Annotated in this window: 3 protein-coding genes; 2 read left to right on the top strand and 1 reads right to left on the bottom strand. The window is 69.1% G+C overall.

From position 1 onward, the window contains the following. A partial coding sequence (locus tag ACL02O_RS25255) for an RHS repeat-associated core domain-containing protein (protein ID WP_412820642.1) occupies nucleotides 1-5057 on the top strand: 5057 nt, incomplete at its 5' end. A gap of 5 nt (nucleotides 5058-5062) precedes the next feature. Then, nucleotides 5063-5248 (top strand): hypothetical protein, encoded by a 186-nt coding sequence (locus ACL02O_RS25250; protein ID WP_412820641.1) that lies wholly within the window; start codon nucleotides 5063-5065, stop codon nucleotides 5246-5248. A gap of 337 nt (nucleotides 5249-5585) precedes the next feature. Here ACL02O_RS25250 and msrA read toward each other — a convergent pair whose 3' ends face one another. After that, complete coding sequence (msrA, locus tag ACL02O_RS25245; protein WP_412820640.1) at nucleotides 5586-6248, bottom strand: peptide-methionine (S)-S-oxide reductase MsrA; 663 nt, start codon at nucleotides 6246-6248, stop codon at nucleotides 5586-5588. Nucleotides 6249-6433: the final 185 nt, after the last annotated feature.

The raw sequence follows: 6433 nt of genomic DNA, 5'->3' as shown, positions 1-6433 counted from the left end.
TCCGCTTCGACGGCCTGGACTGGCTGAAGGGCAACCAGGTGCAGGCGGCGACGCTGTACCTGTGGGAGCACCACTCCTACAGCTGCACCGCGCGGCAGTGGGAGACCTGGGAGACGTTGTACGCCAGCACCTCCACCCGGTGGACCAGCCAACCCACCTGGGTCAAGAAGCTGGGGTACACCTCGTCCACCAAGGGCTACAGCTCCTCCTGCGCGGCCGGTTGGGTCAACTCGTCGGTGACCGGGGCCTTCGCGGACCACGCGAGCGGCGCGACCTGCTGCACCGTGAACGTGGGTCTGCGGTCCACCTCGGAGACGGACAGCCTCGGCTGGAAGAAGTTCAACTCGATGGAGGGTGCCAACGACCCGTACGTCAACCTGACGTACCAGTCCCCACCGACGGTCGGCTCCCGGGCGACGGTGCCGTCGACGGCCTGCGTGACCGGCTCGAACCTGCCGTACATCAACACGAAGACCCCGCAGTTGCGGGCGCAGATCAACGACGCCGAGGGCTCCCAGGTCAAGGCCGAGTTCGAGTGGGTGACCGGTGGGGGCAGCCACATCGGCACCGCCATCGTCGGGCCGGGCGCGTCCGGCTCCTGGCTGTCGACCTCCGTGCCGGCCGGCGCGTTCGGCGAGGGCGGCACCTACTCGTGGCACGTGCGGGGCAACGACGGTCTGGTCGACGGGGCGTGGAGCAGCTACTGCGCGTTCATCATCGACACCACCGCACCGTCGGCGATGCCGACGATCTCCTCGACGGCATACCCGGCTGGGCAGTGGGCCGGTGCGGTCGGCACGGCGGGCAGCTTCACCTTCGGCGCGTCGGGCGTCTCGGATGTCGCGTCCTACGAGTACGGGCTGAACGTCAACCCGCCGAACCAGACCGTCAACGCGGCGGCGTTGGGCGGCACGGCCACCGTGTCCATCACGCCGACCACTGACGGGCCGCAGACGCTGTACGTGCGCTCGAAGGACCGCGCGGGCAACACCTCCGCGATCCAGACGTACACCTTCAAGGTGGGCTCCGGTGCGGTGACCGCGCCCAAGGAGGGTGACATCACCGCGGCGAAGACCGCGATCACCGGCATCGGCCAGGCGGCCGCGACCGGCGTCACCTACCAGTGGCGGCGCGGCGACGCCGACGCGTGGACCGACATCCCGGCCGGGCACGTGACCGTGGCGGCCGGCGGCGGGGCGGTGACCTGGCCATTGCCGACCAGCGGCGGCGGCGCGTTCCCGAAGCTGAACTGGGACGTCGAGGCCACCCTCACGGCAGCTGACGCCGAGTCGATCCCGCGGGACGGCCCGCTCCAGCTGCGCGGCACGTTCACCGGCGGCACGGGCGGCACCTCCAGCCCGGTGAAGATCACCTTCGACCGGAACCAGGCGACCGCCGAGTCGGTGCAGATGGGGCCGGGCTCGGTCAATCTGATCACCGGTAACTACACGCTGTCGGACACCGACGTGTCGGTGGACTCGTTCGGCAGCGACCTCACGGTGACCCGCTCGTACAACACCCGCCGGGCCACCGAGACGGACTCGGCGAACATGTTCGGCCCTGGCTGGGTCTCCGGCACCATCGTTGACGAGGCGGATTCCCCGTACACCTCGCTGAGCGTGTACGGCTCGCTGGTGCAGGTGGGGCTGCCCGAGGGCGACACCATCGGCTTCAGCAAGCGGACCGCCACCGCCTTCGATCCGGAGGTCGGGATGGAGGGCCTCCAGCTGACCTACGACAGCGCGGGTGACCGGTACACGCTGACCGACACCGACGGCAACACCGTGCTGTTCACCCGGGTGGCCGGCGCTGCGACCGGGAAGTACTTCCCGACCTCGGTGACCGTGCCGGGCAGCAACCAGACCACGACGTTGAGCTGGGAGAAGGTGACGATCAACAACAAGGAGATCGTCCGCCCGACCCGGATGCTGGCACCGGTGCCCGACGGGGTCAACTGCGCCACCCTGACCCGTGGCTGCCGGGCCCTGACCATCAGCTACGCGACGGCGACCACCGCCACCGGTGGCACCGAGGCCGGCTGGGGCGACTACTTGGGCCGGGTGAAGGAGATCTCGTTCACCGCCTGGGATCCGGACCTGGCCACCCCGGCGATGCGAACCGTGCCGATGGCCCGCTACGCCTACGACGACGCCGGTCGGCTGCGGGTCAGCTGGGACCCACGGCTGGACTGGTCCGACGAGGGCGGCTCGCACCAGCTCCGGGACACCTACACCTACGACCTCGACGGCATCCTCTCCTCGGTCACCCCGAACGGCCAGGAGCCGTGGCAGCTCAGCTACACCACCATTGCGGGTGACCCGGGCAAGGGCCGGCTTTACAAGGTGACCCGTTCCGCGCTGACCGCCGGCACGGCCGTCACCACGGTCGTCTACAAGGTGCCGGTCTCCGGGGCCGGCGCCCCGTACGACCTGTCGGCGGCCCAGACCAGCCGCTGGTACCAGACCGAGGCGCCGACCGACGCGAGCGCGGTCTTCCCCGCCGACCAGGTGCCGGACGGCAACCCGGCGACCGGTGCCCTCCCGTCGTCCTACGAGCAGGCCACGGTGACCTACCTGGACGCCAACGCCCGCAAGGTCAACACCGCCACGCCGGGCGGCCACATCGACGCCACCTGGTACGACCAGTGGGGCAACACGGTGCGGACGCTCACCGCCGGCAACCGGGAGCGGGCGCTCAACGCCAGCCCAACCGACGACGCTGCGACGGAGACGACGCTGGCCCGAGCCAGGTCGACCCTGAACACCTATTCGTCCGACGGGCAACGGCTCACCAGCACCTGGGAGCCGGAGCACGATGTCATGCTCCCCGACGACACCGTCGTCCGCGGTCGCCAGATCACCCTCAACACCTATGACGAAGGAGCGCCCACCACCGGCGGGCCGTACAACCTGGTCACCACCGAGAAGGTCGGCGTGCGCTGGTACCCCAACGGCGTCGAAACCGACTCCGACCTACGTACCACCACCACCGCCTACGACTGGGGTCTGCGCCAGCCGACCGTGGTGACCGTCGACCCGTCCGGCCTCGCCCAGGCGACCCGGACCAGCTACGACCCGCTCACCGGCCTGGTCACCTCGACCACGGCCCCGGCGGGCGGCACCACCACCAACACCCCGGCGACCCGGCAGACGATCTACTACCGGGCCACCTCGGGGTCGGGATACAGCGAGTGCGACCTGCGGCCGGAGTGGGCGAACCTGCCCTGCCGGGTGCAGCCCGGTGGCCAGCCGGCGTCCGGCCCCGAGCTGCCCGCGACGGTGACCACCTACGACATGTTCAACCAGGCGCGGGTCGTGACCGAGAAGACCAGCGCCGGCACGCTGCGGACGAGCACCACGACCTACGACCCCGCCGGTCGGGCGTACGAGACGTCGGTGAGCGCGGCCGCCGGTCTCGGCACGGCCGTCCCGGTGACCCGGAACGTCTACGACCAGGCCACCGGCCAGCTGTCGCGGACCCAGTCCGTGGTCGGGGGTGCCGTGACCGCCGAGGTCATCCGGGCGTACGACACGCTCGGCCGGCAGACGTCTTACACCGACGCCGACGGCAACGTCTCCACCACCACGTACGACCTGCTGGGCCGGACCAAGACCACGCACGACGGCAAGGCACAGCGGACCTACACGTACGACGGGGGCAGCGAGCGGCGCGGCCTGCTGACCTCGGTGGACGACACCGACGCCGGCGTCTTCTCCGGCAGCTACGACGCCGACGGCAAACTGGTCTCGGAGACCTGGCCCAACGGGGTCCAGGTCAGCACCGACACCGACGAGACCGGCACCCAGGTCGGCCTGACCTACGTCAAGCCGGGCTGCCCCGCCGCCGACTGCACCCTCTACACAGAGTCGGTGACCGAATCAGCGCACGGCCAGTGGCGGGAGCACATCTCGACCCTGTCGGACCAGAACTACAGCTACGACCAGGCCGGGCGGCTGACCAGCCTGGCGGACGTCATCGGCGGGCAGTGCGTCACCCGGTCGTACGGGTTCAGCGCGTCGTCGAACCGGAAATCGGTGGCCGAGTACGCCCCGGCCTCCGACGGGACGTGTCAGACCACGACCGCGGCGTCGTCGCGGACCTGGACCTTTGACACGGCCGACCGGGTCAACACCGCCGGGTACGTCTACGACGCCCTCGGCCGGACCACCACGGTTCCCGGCGTGGACACGGGGAACCCGGGAGGCGGCAACGTGACGGTGGCCTACCACGCGACCGACCTGGTGGACACGATCACCCAGAACGGGCGCACGACCGACTACGCCGTTGACGTCACCGGCGAGCGAGTACGGTCATGGACCGACAACGCTAGCGGCGCGGCGGCGCAGGCGGTCAACCACTACGACGGGGACGACGACAACCCCTGCTGGACGCAGGAGACCGCAGACACCTTCACCCGGCCGCTGGCCGGCCTTGCCGGCATGGCCGGCACCTTCGACAGCGACAGCGGTGAGGTCGGTTGGCATCTCACCAACCTGCACGGGGATCTGGTCGCCGAGCTGGATGCCACCGGGGAAGGACTAGCCCGCACCACCGAGGCAAACGAATACGGCAACCTGCGCAACAGCGGGGACATCGGTGCCGAGCGGTACGGCTGGCTCGGCGCCAAGCAGCGGGCCGCCGACACCCCGTCGGGCATCATCCTGATGGGCGTGCGGCTCTACAACCCGGTCACCGGCCGCTTCCTCCAGGTCGACCCCGTGCCCGGCGGTAGCTGCAACCGATACGAGTACACCTGCGCCGACCCGGCGAACGTCTACGACCTCAACGGGAAATGGTCGTGCAACTACAACCCATTCAAGTGCCTGTTCGCGGGACGTTCGTCTCGGGGTTACCTCAGAGCCCATCGCCGCTATAACCCTGTGATCCGAGGCTGTCATATGTGGGGCGCTGGTTGGGGGCTTGTCGCTCAATGGGCGCTCTGGGGGGCGGCGCGACGTTACGTGAAGTATGCGCGGCCATTTGCAAGAGTCGGTACGGTATTCTTGTCGATCGATACCTATTGTTTCTTCAGCAACAGGGCTACCAGTAGATGGTGAGGCTGATGCGGCACGTCGGCAGTTGGAAGAGTTCCACGCGGAAAGCGGTGCAGGCCGCGCTGGTCGGGGTTGCTGCGATTTTGACCATCGCGCTTCTGCTGAGCTGGATGCCTCGAGAACTGGCGGCAATTCTCGCCATGGCCTGCCTGCTGGTGTCGATGTATTTGATGGCAGGAAAGGTTAAGGATTAAGCGATGATGCCGCCCCTCGGGACTGCTTCCTAGGAATCCCGCGGCTCCGGTGGCGTCAGCGGCGCCACGGTCCCCTGGACCGTGGCGCCGCATCGTTGACCACCGCCAGTCGGCGCTGACCGATGCGGTGCTCTTGGCGGTCGCTCGGGAGGGCCGATGAAGCAAGCTGGCGAAGTTCGGTTCCAGCGTTCCTCGTCCCGGCCGGTTCTACGCCCGGTACCGTATGGTCGGCTTGGCCGGGTTTCGGAGCGTGCCGCCCGGACGACATCACAAGTAGTCCGGCGACCGAGTGGCGTGGGTGCCACCCGGTCTTCTCTTGCTCCTGCGGCAGGATCGGTCAGCCGGCCACACGGGCCACGCCGACCGGGCAGCTCAGCCCGTTCGGCCCGTGGTTGCAGTACCCGTTCGGGTTCTTGGTCGGGGCGAGGTACTGCTGGTGATAGTCCTCGGCGAAGTAGTAGTCACCCAGCGGGGCGATCTCCGTGGTGATCTCACCCTTGCCGGCCCGGGCCACGATCGGGGCGAACGCGTCCCGGGACGCCTGCGCCGTGGCCAGCTGCTCGTCGGTGGTGGTGTAGATCGTCGAGCGGTACTGGGTGCCGACGTCGTTGCCCTGGCGCATGCCCTGGGTCGGGTCGTGGTTCTCCCAGAAGACCTTGAGCAGGTCCTCGTAGCTGATCTGCGCCGGGTCGTAGACGACCTGGACCACCTCGGCGTGCCCGGTCATCCCCGAGCAGACCTCCTCGTACGTCGGGTTCGGGGTGTAGCCGCCCGCGTAGCCGGCCGACGTGGTGATCACGCCGGGGAGGGTCCAGAACAGTCGCTCGGCGCCCCAGAAGCAGCCCATTCCGAAGACCGCGACCCGCGAGCCCTCGGGGAAGGGGCCCTTCAGCGAGGAGGGGAGCACCTCGTGCCGGTCGGCGATCGGCATCGCGATCGGACGGCCCGGCAGGGCCTGGTCGGGAGAGATCATCTCGGCCTTCATGCGGCGAAGGAACACGGTGGGACTCCTCTCATGGCTTTCCCAGCGTGTGCAACAGCGCCGGTCCCCAGTTCCTTACCCGCCCGGCCGGGAATCACCGGGGCCCGGTCCCGTGCCCTGATCGGGATGCCGCAAACAGTGCTCTCTCACTTCGATGAGAGCACGACATGCCGCAGGCCGAGTTGATCATGCGGAGCGGGCCG

Source organism: Micromonospora mangrovicola, from assembly GCF_047200535.1.
Taxonomy (GTDB): domain Bacteria; phylum Actinomycetota; class Actinomycetes; order Mycobacteriales; family Micromonosporaceae; genus Micromonospora.
This window is presented reverse-complemented; position numbering and strand designations above follow the sequence as displayed.